The sequence below is a fragment of the Leuconostoc garlicum genome (assembly GCF_001998805.1).
Lineage (GTDB): Bacteria > Bacillota > Bacilli > Lactobacillales > Lactobacillaceae > Leuconostoc > Leuconostoc lactis.
The window spans coordinates 1-20,264 of the sequence record NZ_CP016330.1 but is presented as its reverse complement, the minus strand read 5'-3'; the positions used below and the strand labels follow the sequence as shown (position 1 = coordinate 20,264).

The 20,264-nt window shown below is 40.1% G+C and carries 17 protein-coding genes and 3 pseudogenes; 12 read left to right on the top strand and 8 right to left on the bottom strand.

Annotated features, from left to right (window positions below; genetic code table 11):
- From rbsK to A9176_RS09060, 6 genes are all read left to right on the top strand, one after another.
- The gene (rbsK, locus tag A9176_RS08500; RefSeq protein ID WP_077283326.1) at nt 1–927 is read left to right on the top strand and encodes a ribokinase; all 927 of its coding nucleotides are present in this window, start codon (nt 1–3) and stop codon (nt 925–927) included.
- Nucleotides 924–2,114, top strand: a complete 1,191-nt coding sequence (locus A9176_RS08495; RefSeq protein WP_077283324.1) for a phosphopentomutase — start codon at nt 924–926, stop codon at nt 2,112–2,114. The genes rbsK and A9176_RS08495 overlap by 4 nt, the downstream gene beginning before the upstream one ends.
- On the top strand, nt 2,111–2,818 hold the full coding sequence (deoD, locus tag A9176_RS08490; protein WP_077283322.1) for a purine-nucleoside phosphorylase: 708 nt from the start codon (nt 2,111–2,113) through the stop codon (nt 2,816–2,818). Before A9176_RS08495 ends, deoD begins: the two co-directional genes overlap by 4 nt.
- A 925-nt stretch (nt 2,819–3,743) precedes the next feature.
- Complete coding sequence (locus tag A9176_RS08485) at nt 3,744–5,507, top strand: oleate hydratase (RefSeq protein WP_077283320.1); 1,764 nt, start codon at nt 3,744–3,746, stop codon at nt 5,505–5,507.
- Between the two features lie 307 nt (nt 5,508–5,814).
- The gene (locus tag A9176_RS08480) at nt 5,815–6,405 is read left to right on the top strand and encodes a site-specific integrase (RefSeq protein WP_077283318.1); all 591 of its coding nucleotides are present in this window, start codon (nt 5,815–5,817) and stop codon (nt 6,403–6,405) included.
- Between the two features lie 94 nt (nt 6,406–6,499).
- The gene (locus tag A9176_RS09060; protein WP_260361495.1) at nt 6,500–6,760 is read left to right on the top strand and encodes a transposase; all 261 of its coding nucleotides are present in this window, start codon (nt 6,500–6,502) and stop codon (nt 6,758–6,760) included.
- 194 nt (nt 6,761–6,954) lie between these two features.
- Here A9176_RS09060 and A9176_RS08470 read toward each other — a convergent pair whose 3' ends face one another.
- The 6 genes and pseudogenes from A9176_RS08470 to A9176_RS08825 all read right to left on the bottom strand — a co-directional run bounded on the left by A9176_RS08470 (nt 6,955) and on the right by A9176_RS08825 (nt 11,217).
- Nucleotides 6,955–9,024, bottom strand: a complete 2,070-nt coding sequence (locus A9176_RS08470; protein ID WP_431739659.1) for a heavy metal translocating P-type ATPase — start codon at nt 9,022–9,024, stop codon at nt 6,955–6,957.
- Nucleotides 9,025–9,396: 372 nt separating this feature from the next.
- A pseudogene (gene tcrZ / locus A9176_RS08960) lies at nt 9,397–9,522 on the bottom strand (copper chaperone TcrZ); the annotation flags it as partial.
- A gap of 3 nt (nt 9,523–9,525) precedes the next feature.
- Nucleotides 9,526–9,762 (bottom strand): annotated as a pseudogene (locus A9176_RS09055) (cation transporter); the annotation flags it as partial.
- A gap of 12 nt (nt 9,763–9,774) precedes the next feature.
- Nucleotides 9,775–10,230, bottom strand: coding sequence for a CopY/TcrY family copper transport repressor (locus A9176_RS08460; protein ID WP_010001735.1), 456 nt, complete (start codon nt 10,228–10,230; stop codon nt 9,775–9,777).
- Nucleotides 10,231–10,355: 125 nt separating this feature from the next.
- Nucleotides 10,356–11,039: an IS6 family transposase gene (locus A9176_RS08455; protein ID WP_077283314.1), complete on the bottom strand. Its 684-nt coding sequence runs from the start codon at nt 11,037–11,039 to the stop codon at nt 10,356–10,358.
- A 40-nt stretch (nt 11,040–11,079) separates the two neighbouring features.
- Nucleotides 11,080–11,217: a hypothetical protein gene (locus A9176_RS08825; RefSeq protein WP_198150946.1), complete on the bottom strand. Its 138-nt coding sequence runs from the start codon at nt 11,215–11,217 to the stop codon at nt 11,080–11,082.
- Nucleotides 11,218–11,265: 48 nt separating this feature from the next.
- Here A9176_RS08825 and A9176_RS08450 point away from each other — a divergent pair, with 48 nt between their 5' ends.
- Nucleotides 11,266–12,795, top strand: a complete 1,530-nt coding sequence (locus tag A9176_RS08450) for a multicopper oxidase family protein (RefSeq protein WP_077283312.1) — start codon at nt 11,266–11,268, stop codon at nt 12,793–12,795.
- Nucleotides 12,796–13,144: 349 nt separating this feature from the next.
- A complete protein-coding gene (gene mscL, locus A9176_RS08445; RefSeq protein WP_077283310.1) occupies nt 13,145–13,513 on the top strand; it encodes a large conductance mechanosensitive channel protein MscL in 369 nt (122 codons plus the stop codon).
- 256 nt (nt 13,514–13,769) lie between these two features.
- Here the strand turns inward: mscL and hxlB are convergent, their stop codons facing one another.
- Nucleotides 13,770–14,300, bottom strand: coding sequence for a 6-phospho-3-hexuloisomerase (gene hxlB, locus A9176_RS08440; RefSeq protein WP_077283308.1), 531 nt, complete (start codon nt 14,298–14,300; stop codon nt 13,770–13,772).
- A 13-nt stretch (nt 14,301–14,313) separates the two neighbouring features.
- Nucleotides 14,314–14,940, bottom strand: coding sequence for a 3-hexulose-6-phosphate synthase (hxlA, locus tag A9176_RS08435; protein WP_077283306.1), 627 nt, complete (start codon nt 14,938–14,940; stop codon nt 14,314–14,316).
- A gap of 125 nt (nt 14,941–15,065) precedes the next feature.
- On the opposite strand from hxlA, the gene A9176_RS08430 reads away from it, so the two are divergent.
- From A9176_RS08430 to A9176_RS08415, 4 genes and pseudogenes are all read left to right on the top strand, one after another.
- Nucleotides 15,066–15,449: a winged helix-turn-helix transcriptional regulator gene (locus tag A9176_RS08430; RefSeq protein WP_077283304.1), complete on the top strand. Its 384-nt coding sequence runs from the start codon at nt 15,066–15,068 to the stop codon at nt 15,447–15,449.
- 325 nt (nt 15,450–15,774) lie between these two features.
- Nucleotides 15,775–16,863: pseudogene (gene mobV, locus A9176_RS08425) on the top strand (MobV family relaxase); the annotation flags it as partial.
- Nucleotides 16,864–17,801: 938 nt separating this feature from the next.
- On the top strand, nt 17,802–19,334 hold the full coding sequence (locus A9176_RS08420) for an NEAT domain-containing protein (RefSeq protein ID WP_242943249.1): 1,533 nt from the start codon (nt 17,802–17,804) through the stop codon (nt 19,332–19,334).
- Between the two features lie 53 nt (nt 19,335–19,387).
- The gene (locus tag A9176_RS08415) at nt 19,388–20,071 is read left to right on the top strand and encodes an NEAT domain-containing protein (protein ID WP_242943248.1); all 684 of its coding nucleotides are present in this window, start codon (nt 19,388–19,390) and stop codon (nt 20,069–20,071) included.
- Nucleotides 20,072–20,264 lie beyond the last annotated feature (193 nt).

Sequence of the window (20,264 nt, the reverse complement as noted above, 5' to 3'; positions counted from 1 at the left end):
ATGGTAAAAGATATTGATGTATTAGTCATTGGGTCAAATGTAATGGATTTAATCAGTTATGTTGATCGTTTACCTCATAAAGGCGAGACAGTTGAAGCACCAAGCTTTGAAATGGGATTTGGCGGTAAAGGTGCTAACCAAGCAGTAGCTGCCAGTCGATTGGGCGCTCGGGTTGCAATGCTAACGTGTGTTGGCAATGATGGCTTTGGCGTAAAAACACGTGCCAATTTTGTGGCCAACCATATTGACATCAGTGGTGTATTAACAGGAAATCAGAGTAACGGCGTGGCACCGATTTTTGTCGAAAGTAACGGTGACAACCGTATCTTGGTTGTGCAGGGTGCAAACACTGAACTCACCCCAGAAGTATTGTTGGATAAAATCGACTTGATAAAACGGGCAAAGGTTATTGTGCTGCAACAAGAGGTGCCCATGCCAACTAATATTAAGGCCATTCATTTGGCTAAAAAATATAATATTCCGATTATATATAACCCTGCACCGGCGCACAAATTACCGTTAGCCGTTTTGCAAATGATTGATTATCTGATTCCTAATGAATCTGAACTTGCTGCTATTACCAATATGCCAGTGTCGACAGTTCAGGAAACCAAATCTGCGGCGCGACGTTTGTTGTCATTTGGCGTGGCAAATGTCATTGTGACAATGGGCGAACGTGGTGCGCTTTGGATGACGGCAGGCCAGAAAGAAACACTAGTTGATGGTCAAGATGTTAATGCCATTGATACCACCGGTGCAGGTGATGCGTTTGTCGGTGCGTTTGCACATTATTTTGCTCAAGGTGAGTCACTTGATGCAGCAATTGCTCAAGCTAATGCCTATGCTGCGCTGTCTGTCATGGCGCGTGGTACGCAAAAATCTTATCCCAATATATGCAGTCACGTGACAAAGGAGGTTCACGCATGAAGCCTTTTAAACGGATTATGGTCATTGTTTTGGATTCGGTGGGTGCTGGCGCGGCACCTGATGCAGCTAGCTTTAATGATGTTGGTTCTGATACGATTGGGCATGTTGCACATGTGTATCATGGTCGGCTTCATTTGCCAAATTTACAAGCAATGGGATTGGCAAATTTGCATCATGGTGGTCTTGAGGGTGTTAGCGTCGAAAGTCAACCCATTGGTGATTTTGGTACCATGCAAGAAGTATCAGCAGGCAAAGATAGCATGGATGGTCATTGGGAAATGATGGGCTTACCAGTTAAGCAACCCTTAGCGACATTTCCAAATGGCTTTCCAGATGAGCTGGTAAGCAAGATTTCTGAATTTGCAAATCGGAAAATCTTGTTGAATCGCCCCTATTCGGGAACAGAAGCGCTAAGGGACTATGGCGCTGAACAGATTGTGACTGGGGGACTGATTGTTTACACATCTGGAGACTCGGTGTTACAAATTGCAGCGCATGAAAACGTTGTGCCGGTAGCTGAGCTGTACCGAATTTGTGAATATGTACGTACTTTAGTAAATCAGCCGCCCTATCAAATCGGGCGTGTAATCGCTAGACCGTTTGTGGGTCATGATGCAGGTGATTTTAAACGGACTGCCAATCGTCGTGATTTTTCTCTTAAACCCACTGGGGAAACGGTATTAACAAAGTTACAAAAAATGAGTGTGCCTGTGGTTGGCATTGGTAAAGTTCAGGATATTTTTTCCGGTGAGGGAATTGATACGGCTTATCATAATGAAAGCAATGACAACGGCATGGTTCATTTGCAGCATGTGATGGACACGACACCTAATGGTTTTGTGTTTACTAATTTAGTCGATTTTGATGCTATGTACGGGCATCGCAGAGATCCGATTGGTTTTGGACATGCTTTGATGGCATTTGATCAAGAACTTGGTGATGTGTTAGGCAAGATGAATCGGGATGATCTTATTATGGTTACAGCGGATCATGGCAATGATCCAACTTTTCATGGTACTGATCATACACGTGAAGTGGTACCATTGTTGAGCTATTCACCAAGACTGATTCAATGCGGGAAAACGTTAGGCAGACGCCGAACATTTGCTGATCTTGGGGCAACGGTTTTGGAAAATTTCGGTGGGCAGCTAGATAATGGCACAAGTTTTTTAGGAGAATTACAATGAGTACACATATTGATGCAAAACAAGGTGATATTGCAGAAGTCGTCTTGTTGCCGGGCGATCCCTTACGGGCAAAGTTTATCGCTGAAAATTTTTTGGCAAATGTCACCCAATACAACACGGTTCGTAACATGTTTGGATATACAGGTACTTATCAAGGCGTGCGGGTTAGCGTGCAAGGTTCTGGCATGGGAATTCCGTCATTATCAATTTATGCCACAGAGCTTATTCAAGATTTTGGGGTCAAAAAAATAATTCGTGTCGGCACAGCTGGCGGATTGTTACCTGAGTTAGAAATTGGGGATGTCTTGTTAGCAGAAGGGGCGTCAACAGATTCCAATGTCTTACAAGCCACTTTTGGACAATCAATTGCTTTTGCACCTTTAGCTAATTTTGATTTGTTGTGTCAAGCGCATCAATCTGCTAAACAACTTGATATTCCTGTGCGTGTTGGTAATATTTTTGCTGCTGATCGTTTTTATAATGATGAAATTGATAATCATAAATTGGCGCAGTATGGTGTTATGGCTGTCGAAATGGAGTCAGCTGGGTTATTCTTGATTGGCGCTAAATATCATGTTCAAACACTCAGTATTTTGACGGTGAGTGACAATTTAGTGACCCAAAAGTACGCTGATGCTAAAATGCGCGAGACTGCATTTCAGGATATGATGCGTTTGGCTCTGGCAACAGCTGTTGTAGTTTAATTTTGCTACTAAATTAGTGATGCATTTGTTGCCAAATGTCATCACTAATCAATTGAGTGCAATCAGTGTGCTAAATATCTTTTTGTTTGTTTCATTTAATGTTGCTTCCGTTATCCGCCCATTACTTTTGAACCAAGTGATATAGGATTTGATTAACCCAGAAGAAATATAGACATTAACGAGATATTTCTGCTGTTCATTTTGTATATTAAGTGAATCATTTAGTGACACTAATAATAATTCTTCCAGTCGCTGCACTAATTTGTAATGCGCATTGTTCAAACAAAGCTGACGGAATCCAACAAAGTTACTTTTTAAAATACGTCATAACCTACCACCATAAAGCAGTCCAATTAATTTATTGACTTCTAAGTAAAATACCAGGAGTTTTGCTATGAGTTAACTATGATCCTAGGTGGTCACTAAAACATTCCTTAACTCAGGGTCTATAATTATATAATAACCCCTCGAAAAGACTATTAAAACAGCCCCCATTATCTACCGGTTAGATAATGGGGGCTGTTTTTTATTTTATTTATAATAATAAACTCCTTAATATCGCCACATTTATATATGGATTATGATGTGATGCAACAAATTTCCCTACTAATAAAGAACCCGCCATCTTTCAAAACCATACCGCTTAATTCATGGGGATTTCAGCAACTAAACTGAAACAGTCACTTTAGTTGCTATTTTTGAAAGCGCTTTCTCTTAGTGCTATAATTAACCTATCAAATCATTAATAGGAGGAGAAAACATATTTATAAAAATGTAACTGTTGCAGGTGGTGGCATTTCAGGTGAGCAAGTTGCCTTTCAAAGGCAGTTCATGGGATTCTATGAATATCCTAACCCTGAATACCAACAAGAGTCATTTTTAAAATAGAGTATATCAACATAAAGCGTAGTAAAAGGAGGCAATTATGCGATATTCTAACGGAAATTATGAAGCTTTTGCACGTCCAAGAAAGCCCAAAAATGTGGATCAAAAATCAGCGTATATTATTGGAGGAGGGCTGGCCGGATTGGCTACCGCTGTTTTCTTGGTGCGCGATGGACAAATGTCCGGGGAAAAAATTCATATATATGAGGAATTGCCTACTCCGGGTGGATCGTTAGATGGAGAAAAGCGTGCCAATATCGGCTTTGTGACACGTGGTGGTCGAGAAATGGAAAATCATTTTGAAACTATGTGGGACATGTATCGATCAATTCCTTCTTTAGAAATTGAAGACGCCTCTTACTTAGATGAATTTTATTGGCTAGATAAAGATGATCCAAATTCATCTAATACTCGCCTAATTTATAACCGGGGACAACGCGTCCCAACGGATGGCCTGTATACTTTGGATGAAAAATCTAAAGAATTAATAGATTTAGTTTTAACCCCTGAGTCAAAACTGGGTAAGACGACTATTGAGGAATTTTTCTCAAAGGAGTTCTTTGAAAGTAATTTTTGGATGTACTGGGCAACTATGTTTGCTTTTGAAAAGTGGCATTCTGCAGTTGAGATGCGTCGATACACGATGCGATTTATTCATCATATTGATGGACTACCTGATTTTAGCGCCCTAAAGTTCAATAGGTACAATCAGTATGAGTCTATGGTTCTGCCAATTATAAAGTATTTAGAGTCATATAATGTCGAATTCATCTATAATACACAAGTTAATAATGTTGTGGTAGATTTTGAAAATGACGAAAAAATTGCCAAAAAACTCGTGATCCAGGATGGTGATGATGTTAACCTATCACGTGATGATCTTGTATTCGTTACAAATGGTTCTATCACAGAAAGTTCAACATATGGGAGCCATGATAAACCCGCTCCTATATCAAAAGAGTTGGGTGGTAGTTGGTCACTGTGGAAGAATCTGGCAGAACAATCTAATGATTTCGGTCATCCAGAAGTATTCTATGATAACCTACCTGAAAAAAGTTGGTTCGTGTCAGCGACAGCCACTATAAAATCACCAGAAATTGAACCCTACATTGAACGTCTAACCAATCGTGATTTGCATGATCACAAAGTTAATACTGGTGGAATCATTACCATAACCGATTCGAACTGGTTGATGAGTTTTGCTGTTCACAGGCAGCCACATTTCAAAGAACAAAAAGAAAATGAAACAACTGTATGGATATATGGACTATATTCAGATACCAAAGGAAATTTTGTTAATAAGACCATCGTAGAAAGTTCTGGGGAAGAAATTACGCAAGAACTCCTTTATCACCTTGGGGTCCCTGAGGCCAAAATCAAACAATTGTCTAACCAAAACAATGTAAATACCGTTCCAGTATTTATGCCATTTATTACGTCATACTTTATGCCCCGAATTGCGGGTGATAGGCCAGATATTGTTCCTAAAGGGTCTGTTAATTTAGCCTTTATTGGTAATTTCGCAGAGTCACCTAGTAATGACACCGTGTTTACTACCGAATATTCAATTAGGACAGCCATGGAATCTGTCTATACTTTGCTTGAAGTTGAACGCGCTGTTCCTGAAGTTTATGGCTCCATTTATGATATTCGAGAACTACTTAAAGCCATCTACTATATGGGAGATAAAAAAACCATTGATGAGGCTAATTTAGGAATTCCTAAATTAGCTAAAGTAGCTCTAAAAAAGAAGATAAAGGGAACGTTTATCGAAGAGCTACTTACCGAGAGTAAATTACTATAAAACATGGTATCTGTTAAAACTCTCTGGATTATCAAAAACTGTTGCAAATTATTATAATGCGACATATTTCGATATGTAATAAGCTTTTCATTTTTGAAAAAGACTTGATGATTATATTTCATCAAGTCTTTTTTATAGCTACGTATTTTTTAAGAAATAACCTAATTACGGGAAAATGTATATGGGAAGTCCGGACTGCTTTATTTCTAAATCATAATCCGAGATAATCAAATGTATGAATTCTTATTATGAATGCTAAGATATGATTAAATCAAATAATAATGGGAACCAGAAGGGGAAAAATATTATGGTGCAACAAATCGTACTCCCAATCAAAGACTCTAACGTCTTAAAAATGGTGCAGGACACCTTATTAGACAGTTTTCGGGCGGGTCGCCGTAACTACACCATCTTTCAAGTTGGCAAAGCCACCCTGCTACGGGTGAGTGATGTCATGACGTTAAAGAAATCAGATATCTATAATCCAGATGGCTCTGTTAAAAATACGGCTTTTATTCATGATAAAAAGACGGGTAAAGCGAACACGTTATATTTAAAGCCCGTGCAACAAGACTTGTTGCAATATCATGATTGGCTAGTCCAACAGAATATCAATTCGGATTGGCTATTTCCCTCAACCGCCCATCATGATCGCCATATCACAGAGAAGCAGTTTTATAAGGTGATGGCACGCGTTGGTGATCTATTAGGTATCAACTATTTAGGCACGCACACTATGCGTAAAACGGGTGCTTATCGTGTCTATACACAGTCAAATTACAATATTGGTTTAGTCATGCACTTATTGAATCATTCTAGTGAAGCCATGACCCTGACTTACCTTGGGTTAGACCAAGCTAGTCGCGAAACGATGTTAGATCAAATTGATTTTGGTTAACCTATAAAAAAATTTTGTGCTCGTATACTGAAAATCCGGATTGCTTTATTTCTAGGACATAATCCGAGATAATCAAGTATAGGTTTTTTTTATTATGAAAGCTAAGAGATACTCAACTGAATTTAAATCATCAATTGTTGCCTTGTACAACGAGGGTCGTTCTGTTAATTCGCTGGCCAATGAATATCATTTGGCTGTACAAACGGTTACGGGCTGGGTCAAAAATCTCAAATCAATCCCAACTGCTCTTATACTAAAAATAGTCCATTTTTTTAGTATAAGAGCAGAAGTCCAAGCAGCCATTGGTTGGTATATCAATTTTTATAATCGAAATCGTATCTCAAATGTTGCCTAAGTAACTGAATAAAAATAGTCCAATTTATTGACTTCTGAGCAACCCTAAAAGGACCAGCCTCATAATTTTTCCTCCTTATAAACTAAAAAAGGAAGAGATGATTTTTTAAATTATTTCATCTCTTCCTTTCCTGTGAAACTATTGTATTTTTACACGATAAGGTTATTCAATTATTTCATGTGCCAAATAACTGTTTATTTTGGCTCTAATTTCAATGTCATAGCATTGATGGCAACAATTACAGTCGAAAGTGACATCAAGACGGCAGCAACTGCTGGACTTAATGTTATGCCAATTGGTGCTAGTATTCCTGCAGCTATTGGGATCGCGATAAAGTTATACCCTGCTCCCCAAACAAGATTTTCTTTCATCTTACGTGTGGTCTTCTGAGCCAACTCGATAAAGGATGCAATGTCGCCAGGGTCTGACTGTGTCAAGATGATATCGGCTGAATCCAATGCTACTTGAGTTCCGGCACCAATGGCTATACCAACGTCTGCTAATGCAAGAGAAGGTGCATCGTTGACCCCGTCACCGACCATGATAACTTTCTTTCCTTCTGCTTTAAGTTTTTCAACTAATTCATATTTGTCTTGAGGAGATTGATTAGCTAGATAATCAATACCTAAAATTTCTGCAGCTCCTTGAGCCGCTTTTTCATTGTCCCCCGTTGCCATAATCGGCTGAATTTTGTTCTTTTTAAGGGCTTGTATTAAGTCTTTACTTGTCGGTTTTAATTCATCTCCTAAAGCTACAGCACCGATTGCTTCGTCGTTTTCTACTAAGACACTGATGGTTGCTCCTTTTGGAATATCCATATCCAGATTACGTCCATATGCTTTTTGACTGATTAATTGATAACGATGTCCGTTAGCTTGACCTTCTACACCAGCGCCAGACATAACATCAATCGAATCAAAACTTACTGGACGTATCCCTTGCTGTTCTGCGTAACTAATAATTGACTGAGCGATAGGGTGACTAGATCCACCTTCGATACCTGACAATAAGGCAACGATTTCATCTTTCGTATATTTATCATTAAAGAGTTCAACATCTAATACTTTAAACTCACCAGTTGTTAAAGTTCCAGTTTTATCTAAAACCATAACATCTGCGTTTGTAGTCAACTCCAAAGCATCCCGGTCTTTCACTAATAATCCCCGACTGGCCCCTAAGCTGGTACTACGAGCAGTCACCAATGGAATAGCCAGACCCAGGGCATGCGGACAAGCAATAACTAATGTGGTGACTGTAAAAATAACTGCCGTTGGTACATCAGCTATAACCATCCATATGACAAGGGCAATAAGAGCTGCAATAACCGCAATATAAAAGAGCCATCCTGCAACTTTTTGTGCAAGATTTTCTGCTCGAGAAGGTTGGCTTTGAGCTTGACTGATTAATGTCTGAACCTGAGAAATGAAGGACTTATCGCCTGTCTGCTTTATTTCCACATAGAGGACTCCGTCACCATTGGTTGATCCACCGATGACCTCATCTCCGGGATTTTTTTCAATTGGTTTCGATTCCCCAGTCACAAGCGCTTCGTTTACACGTGATTCGCCACGCTGGATCGTTCCATCTGCTGGAACATTTTCTCCGGCTTGAACACGAATCAAATCACCTACTTGCAAGTCAGCAACTGGACGAGTCTCAATCGAATCGTCTTCTAAAACAACATGAGCATCTTTCGGCACCAACTCAGCCAATGCTTTTTGCGCGTTCCCTGCTTCACCCAATGCCTTCATTTCAATCCAGTGTCCTAATAACATGATTAAAATTAACGTTGTAAACTCAAAGAAGAAGTCCATGACAGGTTCTCCGGTCACATATCGAGCGGCCACTGCGTAAACACTATAGGCATAAGAAACCGTTATTCCCAAAGTAATCAAGGACATCATGCCTGGAACTTTTGAATTAAACTCATCTTTCGCACCCATGAGGAATGGTTTTCCGCCAAAAATGTATAGAATTGTTGCCAATACAGCTGCTACAACGTCTGCATAAGGAAAGATAATTTGGAAAGGCAACTGAATACCCATTAAAGGAGTAATGAGTAAGATTGCAATTCCTAATGGGAGTGACTTCAAGAAAATATCCTTAAAGCTACCGTGATGGTGGTGGGCATGCCCTCCCATTGCGCCATGATCCATTTCACTGTAATCCATCTTGCTGTGATCCATCTGACTATGTTTCATTTCATTATGGTCGTGTTTTGAGTGATCCATGTCGCCGTGATGGTGGTGGGCATGCCCTCCCATTGCGCCATGATCTATTTCACTGTGATCCATCTTGCTGTGATCCATCTGACTATGTTTCATTTCATTATGGTCGTGTTTTGAGTGATCCATGTCGCCGTGATGGTGGTGGGCATGCCCTCCCATTGCGCAATGACCCATCGCACTATGATCCATTTCATTATGGTCGTGTTTTGAGTGTTCCATGTCGCCGTGATTATGATGACTATGTGACGAATGTTGTTTGTTATTCCTCATTTTTAATTCCTCCTTATTACATTAGAGACTGATTTTAAAGTTTTAGAACTTTCTCATCTAACACTGCATATAATTATCATGAAAAGGGTTCTATACTTTATCTCTATCTACTATCTATGAATAAATGGTATTCGTACTTTATGCACTTAATACTGAATAGTTAGTTTCTGCTAAAGCAGCATTGAGCGTTTCGGTATCAATCTCTGTTTGACTTTCAAGTACTGCTTTTTTAGGCGCTAAATCAACCTCTACAGATTCAACCCCTTAAATTGCAAAGGTTTGCGTCTTTCCCTCTTGGGCAATCAGTTCATACCCTGAATTATCCACCGCTTTTTGTAGATTTTCTACCGAAAAAGTTGGTTCATTGTATTCTATACTCAACTTTTCTGTTGCTAGGTTCACGGAAGCCTGTGTGACCCCACGTACTTTTTTTGCCGCTTTTTCTACTGTCTGCGCACAAGACGCACAGGTCATACCTTCTATGGCAAACGATTTATTCTCCAATTTTTTCGCTACTTATTCTCCATGATGATGTAAATGGCATTCGCATTGCCCTTCTGTACACTGACAATCCACTTCTTCTACTGCGAAAGCTTTTTTCATCTCTAATATTTCTTCTAGTCGCTGGATATCATCGAAGCTTAAGACATGATCTTCAATGATACTCCCTACTACATTCCCGACATTCTTTCGACAAATACGGTTGAAAATATCGTCTGTATAATTTCCTACGGCTTCTTTCTCTTCAATATTGGTAGTATAAATAAATTTTCTACCTTCTTGCTCTGTATTTAGTACGCCTTTTTCAACCAGTCGACCTAAGAGCGTTTTGATAGTGGCTTGTTTCCAGTCCATTTTTTCTTTCAATATGGAGATGATTTCTTTACTAGTCACTCGACCATTCGCCCAGACTACACGCATAACTTCCCATTCAGCATCTGTGATATGAGGGTTAACTACTATTGTACTCATTCTCTTTCCCTCCTTATTGTCTACATGCGTAAACGTAAATGTTTGAGATAAGTTTACTATTGTAAACCATTCTTGTCAAGTCTTTTTTAAATAAATGCAACCAGCTATTGATCCTATGTTGAAGGTTATGCAGCTAACAATGCTTCTAATTCGTCCACGACTGAGAACCCGATGAGACTTAACTCTCGTCGGGTTCTTTTGCGTATTGCGTGAACAATTTCCACACCGCTCAACGTTGCACTAGCGGTTCGAATGCTTTGAAAGCTTGCTGAGCGGACACGATGACGTTTAATGAATCGGTGGTCCTGTTCAATCAAATTATTTCGATATTTGGAACATTGGTGGGCTGATTTGCTCAAATAGTCTTGCTTTATCAGGTGCTTCACTGCTTTCAGTATTGCCCGATATTGATCAGTGACTAATCGATCAGGCCGACCATTGGTCGTCAAGAGACGCTTCAAAAAGTGATAGGATGCGGTATAATCGCGGTGTTTTCGTAGCTCAAAATCCATGGTCAAACCGTTACTGTCAATAGCGCGATACAAATAGGCCCAACGGCCTTTAACTCGAATATAGGTCTCATCGATCCGCCAACTTTTAGCGTGAGCTGTTTGATGCCGACGCCATAGAGCCTTAAAGATGGTGCCATAGTGATGAACCCAACGCATGACCGTGGTGTGATGAACAGTGATACCCCGATCTCGAAGCAATTCAACGATGTCACGATAGCTGAGACTGAATCTGAAATAGTAGCCAACGGCTACTAAGATGATGTTCTTTTGAAAGTGGCGTCCCTTAAAGTGATTCATGCGCGCAATCCCTCGTTTCTTGGCACCCAGTATACTAAAATCAAGTCAGCGAGGAAAATTTGCACCAGAACCCCATTAACCACATCGCTGCCATATTGTGCATGGTACCAATTAGAATCATCAGCACCACATTTAACGCCAGCATGAGCCAGCCCATTGTTTGCGACATTTGTTGCATGAAAATCCTCCTCAAGTGTTAAAATTCTTGTCATAGGGGGAAATCACGATGAAAAACTATACGGACTATTTCTTTGATGAGCCAGCGTTTGATCTCCACGATGGCGGATACGTGCCGCTTGAGGTCAGTGATGCGACTGAGAAGCCCTTAAATGTGCCGCCATTGTTGAAACCGGATAAAGAGACGGCGACCGACGTTTATTACACGGTGACAGCAGAGGCTGGGGAAACGCAACTGTTACCTGGGGCGAAGACCAAGACGTGGGGCTACAATACCAGTCTGTTAGGTCAGACGATTGTGTATCGCCGTGGTCAGCATACGCATGTGACACTGAAAAACACCCTGCCTGAGTTGACCACTTTTCATTGGCATGGGGCTAATGTCAGTGGCCCTTATGTTGATGGCGGATGCCATGCGCCGGTTTATCCGGGTGAAAGTAAGCATATCGACTTCACATTGGAACAACCGGCGACGACTTTGTGGCTGCACGCGCATCCGTGCCCATCCACAGCCGAGCAGGTTTGGCATGGTTTGGCTGCCATGGTGATTGTCAAAGACGACCATGAAGCCAGCCTGCCATTGCCAAGGAACTATGGCGTTGACGATATTCCGGTCATTTTGCAAGACCGGCGTTTTCATGAGAACAACCAGTGGGACTACCGGGCTGATTATGATCCTGACGGTGTTGCTGGGCCAACTGCAATGATTAACGGTACAATCAATCCCTATTTTGATGTCACCACGCAAAAGGTCCGGTTGCGTTTTCTGGATGGTGCTAATCGCCGTGAATGGCGGTTGCATTTTTCCGATGACCTGCCATTTACGCAAATTGGCGGGGATGGCTCACTGTTACCGGAGCCGGTCAAATTTACCCATTTGATGCTGACTTGTGCTGAGCGTGCCGAAGTGATCGTTGATTTTGGCCAATACCATGAAGGCGACGAGGTCACCTTATATACGGATGATGTGCCATTGCTAAAGTTCCGCATTCATGCGTTCAAACCGGATCAGACTACCTTGCCTGATAAGTTGTTCGATGTGAAGGCACCAGTGGTTGACCCGGCTTTGCCAGTTCGCCACGTTGTGATGCAGGGGATGGACGAAGGTGTTGCGATTGATGGTAAAAAGTTTGCCATGCAGCGGATTGATGCCACGCAACCAATTAGCAAAGCCCAGTACTGGGATGTTACCAATAGCAATGATGCGCCTGGAATGGTTCATCCATTCCATGTGCATGGAACCCAATTCTTAGTCTTGTCGCGGAATGGGCATACGCCGTATCCAAATGAATATGGTTTCAAAGATACCGTTGGCGTAAATCCTGGTGAAACGGTTCGGCTGCTGGTTCGCTTTGATTTGCCAGGGGTTTATATGTATCACTGCCATATCATTGAGCACGAAGATGGTGGCATGATGGCACAGATTGAAACATTTGATCCAGCCAAGCCAAAGCAAGAATATAAATTGATGGATATGGATACGTTAATGATGGCCTTGGCTAAAGAACGTGGCGTCAAACCATCTGAGATTTGGATGGGCGGTATGCAGTCTTATGAAAAAATGGGAATGAAAATGTAAACGTCCCACAATACTAATATAGAAAAAGATGATTTTAATATGAACTCTCCAACGATCAACCGTCACAACAGTTTTGGCATGCGGGATTTAATCCCTAATTCACGCATTGAATGGCTTCAAACCTCCTAGACCAATGTTTGGTTTACTTAATGCGTGTTAACCAAAGTGAAAAGCGCTATCTTTACAGCGAGTTGGGATAGCGCTTTTTTTGTTAACAGCTATATTGTGAATTTCGCTTTTTTTAATTGGTCTAGCTCTATAAACCTTGGTCTAATCACGTTGCTAGTTTTATGATTTTATAAGACAATAATGTATGTGCGTTTTAATTAAAATATAAGGGAGATTTTTTATGTGGAAAGAATTTAGAGACTTTGCCTTTAAGGGAAATGTCGTCGATCTAGCAGTGGGTGTCATTATAGGGGGTGCTTTTGGATTAATTGTAAAATCATTGGTTAATGATATTATTATGCCACTTGTGGGTATATTAATTGGAGGGATTGATATTTCTAATATGGCTGTAAAAGTTGGAACAGCTACTGTAGCCTATGGATCATTCTTACAGACAATTATCAACTTTTTGATTATTGCTTTTTCAATATTTATAATGGTTAAAGTATTTAACAAAGTAAATAAGAAACGTGTTGAAGAAAAAGTTGTTGAAGAAACCAATACAGAAAAATATTTGAAACAAATTACAGAAATTCTTGAGAAAAAATAAATTGCAATTTTTAACATACGTACTGATACCTTATTATTTGGTGTTAGTACTTTTTATTCTTTTGGATAATTACTTTCAATAAAAAGGCCATTCTGGGGGAATGGCCTTTTTTGAGAGAATAATTGATGAATAAAATTTATGGAGAGAAGAGAATAGTCATCTAATTGACTATGCTCTTATGCTAGATTTACGGACAGATTTTCTTCTGCCCTGTAAACTAATAGCATAGGAGCAGGTCTTAAATTTTAATATAGAATTATTCAAGATTAGCATGCCTCTTTTTTAATTCAAATTCGGAAATATTAAATTCATTCATATAGTTAATTACAAATAAATCTCCATATAACCAAACAGATTGTTCAAATAAACTTCCCATTGGCTGTTGTGTTATGTCGTTATTAGTAAACTTACTTTTACCTGATAGTATGGTGACATAGTCTGCTTTTTTATAGATCGTATTACGCGTGTTTGTACTCCATAGCCAAACTTTCGCTCCAATATTTTTTGCAGTGTCAACATATTGAATTAATTGACTCGTTTCTCCAGATGAAGATGCAATAATTAATAAGTCTTTATCCTGAATAGCAGGTGTAGTAGTATCCCCTACAAAAAAAGTCTCTTTTCCTAATTGCGCAAGGCGCATAGCAAAAGCCCGTAATGCTAGTCCTGACCGTCCAAATCCCGCCAAAAAAATTCTATTAGTTGAATTGATAACCACTAATAACTCATTGGAAATATTTTTATCCGAATTATTATTTAGTTCATAAATCATGCTTTCCCAATTCATAACAAACTCCTATTTATCCAAGAATTTTCTTGAATTCAGCTGCGGCTGTAGCTGGATCATCTACTGTAGCAATTGCTCCACCAATAATTAATAGATCTGGATTAGCCGACTTAATTTCCTCCGCTGCTGTTAATTTAATTCCACCAGCGATTGCGGTCTTTGTATTAGAAACATTGTTCTTAATGATATTAAAGGTTTCAAAGGGATCTTGACCCAAGGCTTGTAGATCATACCCCGTATGAGTACCAATATAATCTGCTCCAAAAGCATCTATTTCACGAGCACGAGTTGCAATGTCTTGGACCCCAATCATATCAACCAATAACTCTTTTCCAGCTTCATGAGCTGCTTTTACAGCATCCTTAATGGATTGATCTTCGGCAACACCTAAAATCGTTGTAATATCAGCTCCGTAAGCAAATGCCTGATTCACTTCATATGAAGCGACGTCCATGATTTTCAAATCAGCAAGTAATGTAATATCTGGAAATTCCGCACGAATTTTTTTTAGTCCTTCAAGTCCAAAATTAATCACCAAAGGGGTTCCATATTCAAAAATATCAATACTATCTTTCGTCTTTTGAATTAAATCAATGGCTCCTTGGACATCTTCTAAATCGATTGCTAATTGTAGTTTCATAATAAAATAACACCTTTCTTTTTAAGAATATATATATTATTTACCTTACTGGTAAAATTTAATAGAGGGCACTTCAAAGTAACCCAGTGTCTCTTTATATCTATTATCCATAAGGGAGTATTATTATGTCAGATTATTTTCGAAATACTGTTATGAAAAAGCTTAGTAATGGTGATTTTGATTGTACTAAAGAATTTACAGTATCAATGTTTAGCGGCAAGCATAAATTATTAATATTATGGATTTTAATAAATGACGGGCCGCAAGGATTTTCATATTTTATGAAACATTTGAAGAGTATCAGTAAAAAAGTTTTATCGAACCAACTGAATGAATTAATGGCGGACCAAATTGTCTCTAAACGAGAATACTTAACTGGTAAAGTAAAGCACACTGAATATCAACTAACTGATATAGGAGAAACGTTAATTCCCATCATAGTTGCTTTAAATGACTGGGGAGAAAATAGACTAACACAGGTTACTTTAGTGAAAACATTTAATAAATGATGTGTAGATTTTTATCTGCCTTGTAAGATACCAGTAACTTGCCCCACGCGGCTAGCGTTCTGCATGACATGCTCCCGCTGAAGGTGATCCTGCAATGATAAATTGCCCCGTCACGGCGTGACCCGCCGGAGGTTTTACGAGCCGGATAATAGGCGCTGTAAAATAGCAGTTTCCCCAGTAGGAAGGGGAAACGCTACGGTCATCGCTTGTCGATGACGCGCCTCGCAGAGCCTGTCCAAAATATCATTTTGGTATAACAAGCTATACCAGATTTTTAACGGTGTTATACTGGTCTTGGAAAACCTTTTTCGAGGAGGCATTTTTGATGGCGCATTTAAAGAAAAATACCCGTGGCGCAGTCCCTGGTTTAGCGGTTCACTTTGAACGTAAAACCGACCATCACACGAACAAAGAAATTGATGTGTCGAAAACCTATATGAATCAAGATCTGATGACAGATGGTTCAGATATGCTTTCACGCTTCAATGCGCGTTTAAATGACGTTTATTGCATGAAAAGAGACGATGTGAAGGCGTTAGCGACTTGGATAGTCACTTTACCCGAAGAACTCGCAGAAGCGCCCTACGAGCAACAGAGCGCCTTTTTTGAAGCAACCACCAATTTTCTTAATGAACGTTATGGTCAAGAAAATGCCGTGGCCGCTGTCGTGCATTATGACGAAACAACCCCTCACTTGCACTATGCCTTTGTTCCCGTTGTTTTTGATAGTAAAAAATCACGTGATAAAGTGTCCGCTAAAGAAGTGCTCACACGCCATGATTTACAAACCTTTCATGAGGATTTAGATCAGGATTTAAAAAAGGTGCTGCCTTTTTATGAACACGGTATTCTAAATAACAAAACTTTACCGTTTGAGAATGTCGCTGAAATCAAAAAATACAATGATCAGTTTAACGCCTTAAAAAACGAACTAGCTGACGTTGAAGAAAATATTAGGGCTAAACAGGCCGTACTTCAAATCACGGCGCAAGCCTTAACGGAAGTAGACTTAGCTGAAAAACAAATTGATGCGTTTAAACAAGCCTTATCTAAAAACCTCTTTGGTAAGACGGTGCTGAAGCCAGATGACTTAGATCGTTTTAAAAATGTGGTAGCCACGATGAAGAAAGCCACCTTACAAAGCCAGCACGAGACAGAAGAACTCAAGCAAACGTTAGGACAAGTCAAAGCGCAATTAGCTGACATCCAAGCAGACTATCAAAACCTGAAAGAAACGCATCAAGCGCTGCAGAAGCGGCAACGCGAACAGCAACAGCTGGATTATGCTATGCGTGATATGCTTAAAAATGATTATGGGGTCGACAAGCTATCGCATACTGATGTAAAGGCCCGGTATGTACTTTATAAACTAAATCATGAAGAACTTACAAAAAACAAGAAAACAGCTCAATCTTGACATCAGCGCCCTATTTCATTTTTGCTATTTGTATTTTTGATATTATTGTTTTCAAAAGCAACTATGGTGACAACAATTTTGGCGCTTTTATGGTTTATCATACTCGCCATAGTTAGTCTCATAAGGTGAAATATCATCGCCAATTAAACATAACGACTTAGAAAAAATCTTCGCAATGATTGTCAATCGTGTGTTTTCGCTTTACTGTCATTAATAGGGCAGTAGATTAATAACCATTTCGGTAACAAGTTTTTAACGGCTGATCACAGTCGAAAGTATTTATTAATTTTGAGTGATGATTCTACGAAGTATTCATATACGGGCATTTTGTTTTAGTCCAATTTAGTGAGAAAAAAACTTCTATTGGTGGAGGTAACGCTCGTAAAACTAGGTTAAAATTGGCACATGGACTCAAAGTATGAAGAAAATTAAAGTGTCTATGTGCCGGTCGACCTATATCTCATCTTCACAATAAAACAATTGACGCGCTGGTTTACCACAGCTGGTCATTGGTGACAATAATGGTTTTCCTAAAGAATATGGTTAACCGAACTACCGCAGTACGATCAAGGGGAATTGAGTGTACAATAATCCAGTGGTCGACACAGCAGAAGGGGAGCTAAAAGGTTGTTTATGCCAACATTATTGTTTTTTTAACTATTGATTTTGACATATTGTTCGATGATTCTGAGAATGCGAGCGTTAGCGTGTGGATGGTTATTCAAGCCATGGTTAAGGATAATTAGTACGTGAATTTTTGCAATCGAAGATTTGTGCGAGTCAGGCCTAGCTAATCAAAGAGATATTGGTCAGCTTATTGACTTCTGAGCCCATTGTAATATAATTCAGTTATGGTAGAAGATGCGTAGTGCAAGCTGCGCTTTTTTTGTGCACAAGAACGCTTATCGCGTGATAAGTATCGTAATTTGGAGGATATGATGAAGAAAAATAAAGTTTTAATGTTAGCGGGAACGATAGCCGTTTCGGGAGTGGTGCTGTTGAACGGGGACGTTTCCGTCGCAGCGGACACAACTGGCGTAACAACGGTCACAACAGCAGCTACCAAAAACTCGCAAAATGGTACTTACACGGCGACAGCTAAATTGTACAAATCTGGTACAACAGATGATTCAATGATGGCATCAATGGTATCACCAACCGCCTATATCGTCATTAAAGATGGTCAGGCAACGATTACATTGACGTTTAAGGATATGGCAACCATTAACATGGTTAAAACCTGGGTTATAGACGGTGTTTCTGCGGTGAAAAATGGACAAAGTGTTGTTATTGTTTTACCAACTTCTGAATTGGGTAAGACACTCAAGTCAACAATACATGTGGAGACGATGCTTGGCACGTTGCCATTTACTGAAACTCAACCAGTTGACCTGACTGTAACGGATTTGAAATTGGTAGCACGTGACCCAGATGAAGTTGCCGCCGAGCAGGCAGCAGCAGAGAAAGCAGCGGCGGACAAAGCAGCAGCAGAGAAAGCAGCAGCAGATAAGGCGGCAGCAGAGAAAGCAGCAGCAGATAAGGCGGCAGCAGAGAAAGCAGCGGCAGACAAGGCAGCGGCGGACAAAGCAGCAGCAGAGAAAGCAGCAGCAGACAAGGCGGCAGCAGAGAAAGCAGCGGCAGACAAGGCAGCGGCGGACAAAGCAGCAGCAGAGAAAGCAGCAGCAGATAAGGCGGCAGCAGAGAAAGCAGCGGCAGACAAGGCAGCGGCGGACAAAGCAGCAGCAGAGAGAGCAGCAGCAGACAAGGCGGCAGCAGATAAGGCAGCCGCAGAAAAAGCGAAACAAGCAGCTAAAGCTAAAGTAGAACAAGAAGCTAAAGCTAAAGTAGAACAAGAAGCTACCAAAAACTCGCAAAATGGTACTTACACAGCGACAGCTAAATTGTACAAATCTGGTACAACAGATGATTCAATGATGGCATCAATGGTATCACCAACCGCCTATATCGTCATTAAAGATGGTCAGGCAACAATTACATTGACGTTTAAGGATATGGCAACCATTAACATGGTTAAAACCTGGGTTATAGACGGTGTTTCTGCGGTGAAAAGTGGACAAAGTGTTGTTATTGTTTTACCAACTTCTGAATTGGGTAAGACACTCAAGTCAACAATACATGTGGAGACGATGCTTGGCACGTTGCCATTTACTGAGACGCAACCGGTTGACCTAAAGTTAGGAAATCTTGAACGAATACCATCGGGGTCAATGTCAGATAACCCAAGCAACCCAAGCAACCCAAGTAACCTGCCAAACAATTATGTGTCGCCTAACCAAGCCACTGGTCACGACGTGCCCTTGACAGCACAATTATCAAGTACATCAAAATTGCCTAACACAGCAGCTACTAACACGGCTACTAACGAGATGACAACTGCACCACTTTTGGCAGCGTTAGTTTCAGGTGTCTTGGCTTTGGGCATTTGGCTTAAGAAGGTTTTGCGTTAATGCGACGATTTCAATGGTTTATGCTAACTTGCGTTAGTTTACTATTAGGATTCATGACTCTTACCCAAACAGTATCTGCAGACACTTATTCAGTGCCTTTTAGGGTCGTCAAGGATGGCACAACAGAAACATCGGTGGCTGATCAATACTTTCAAAAGCCTGCAACGGTTGCGATTGATGGGGATCATTATGTGGTCATTATGACGATCAAAACGACACATGATTTGGGTCTTTTCCCTGTATCTGTGACTGATTTTAATGGTCAAACGCCGGCAATTTCAAGGACAACGCAAGGCAATACCGATTATTATCAGTACCAGTTCACAGCGACCAATTTGGATACGCGCTTGGATGGTCACATGAACGTCAACATTCAAGCAATTCGTTACAACCACTATTATGGTTATGGTGTGGTTTTTGATACGAGCAGTCTTCCTAAAATTGGCGAGGATAAAGAGCCTGCGTCGTCATCAGCAAGTTCAACTAATGCGACATCTGAATCAACGGGCAGCTCATCAACATCATCGCCACAATCTGCTTCGAGTACATCCTCGCAAGCGTCTTCATCATCAAAAAAACTACCAGTCAAAGTAGTGCCTCATGTGTCTGTTAGTAAGAAAACTACTAAAAAAGCATCACCAACAAAAACGAAAAAAATTATTTTGTGGCCATGGCTATTGGTGATTGTTGTAGGTATTGCAACCGTCATTTTATTTGAGAGACAATCTCGTAAATAAAATTGATATTTAATGTAATAAAAATTGTATGTAGAGGTCACAATTAATTTGAAACCTCTTCTTAAATACTATTGTTATCATATGGGCCGACTTTCGATATTTAAGGGCGTCACTTTATTTTTTTCACAAAAAGTTGTTCTTATTTGACTAATAAATACTATATTCATTTCTTGCTTAAACAAAAAGCTCATAA